This is a genomic window from Anaeromyxobacter sp. SG64 (genome assembly GCF_022690745.1).
GTDB classification, from domain to species: Bacteria; Myxococcota; Myxococcia; order Myxococcales; family Anaeromyxobacteraceae; genus Anaeromyxobacter; species Anaeromyxobacter soli.
This window is the reverse complement of sequence record NZ_JALCZB010000201.1, coordinates 1-1,236: the sequence shown is the minus strand read 5'-3', so window position 1 is coordinate 1,236 and position 1,236 is coordinate 1. Positions and strand designations below refer to the sequence as shown.

Sequence of the window (1,236 nt, the reverse complement as noted above, 5' to 3'; positions counted from 1 at the left end):
GGCGCCGAGAGCGGCTCCGCCGCCGGCGCAGGCTCGTCTGCCGGCACCGGCGCGGCCACCGGCACCGGCGCGGCCGGCTCCTCTGGCGGCGCCGGCTCGAGCGCAGGGGGCTCCGGCGGCGGCGGCAAGTAGGCGGAGCCGTCCGTCGCGTCGAGCGGGGCGTCCGGTGAGCCCGGCCGCCCCGCTCGCCCGCGGGCCGGCGCGGGGCAGCGGCCGACGCCCAGCCGTCCGGTGAACCGCGGGGTCCGGTTCGGTCGGTGGATCAGAGCATCGCGCGCCGCAGGTCGGCGAGGAGCGCTGCGAGGTAGCTCGTGAAGCGCGCGGCGGCGGCGCCGTCGACCACCCGGTGGTCGTAGGACAGCGAGAGCGGCAGCATCAGCCGGGGGGCGAACTGAGCACCGTCCCACACCGGCCGCATCACGCTGCGCGAGACGCCGAGGATGGCGACCTCCGGCGCGTTGATGATCGGCGTGAACGCCGTCCCGCCGATGCCGCCGAGGCTCGAGATCGAGAACGTCCCGCCCTGCATCTCGCCGAGCTGGAGCTTCCCGTCCCGCGCCTTCTGCGCGAGCTCCGCGAGCTCGCCCGCGATCTCGAGCACGCCCTTGCGGTCGGCGTCCCGCACCACCGGGACGACGAGCCCGCCCGGCGTGTCCGCCGCGAAGCCGATGTGGAAGTACTGCTTCAGCACGAGCTCGTCGCCCTCGAGCGACGCGTTGAAGTCGGGGAACCTGCGGAGCGCCGCGACGCACGCCTTCACGAGGAAGGCGAGCAGCGTCACCTTGACCCCCTCCTTGGCGTGCTCCGCGTTGAGGGCGACGCGGAGCTTCTCGAGCTCGGTGACGTCCGCCTCGTCGTGCTGCGTGACGTGCGGGATCATCACCCAGTTCCGGGCGAGGTTCTTCCGCGAGATCTTCTTGATGCGCGAGAGCGGCCGGGTCTCGACCGGACCGTACTTCGCGAAGTCGACCTTCGGCCACGGCGCGACGTCGAGGCCGACGCCCGGGGCGCCGGTCGCGGCCGCGCTCACGACCTCCTTCACGTAGCGCTGCACGTCCTCGTGCAGGATCCGGCCGCGCGGCCCCGACGGCTGGACGCGCCCGAGCTCCACGCCGAGCTCGCGCGCGAGCTTGCGAACCGACGGCGAGGCGTGCGCCACGGCGATCCGGCCCTCCTCGTCGATCGCCGGCGCCGGGGCGCGCGCGGGCGCCTCCGGTGGGGCCGGCGGGGCCGCCG

Annotated in this window: 1 protein-coding gene; it reads right to left on the bottom strand. The window is 75.4% G+C overall.

Annotation, left to right across the window (positions count from 1 at the left end):
- Positions 1-262: 262 nt before the first annotated feature.
- A partial coding sequence (locus MNZ29_RS24075; RefSeq protein WP_242357113.1) for a 2-oxo acid dehydrogenase subunit E2 occupies positions 263-1,236 on the bottom strand: 974 nt, incomplete at its 5' end.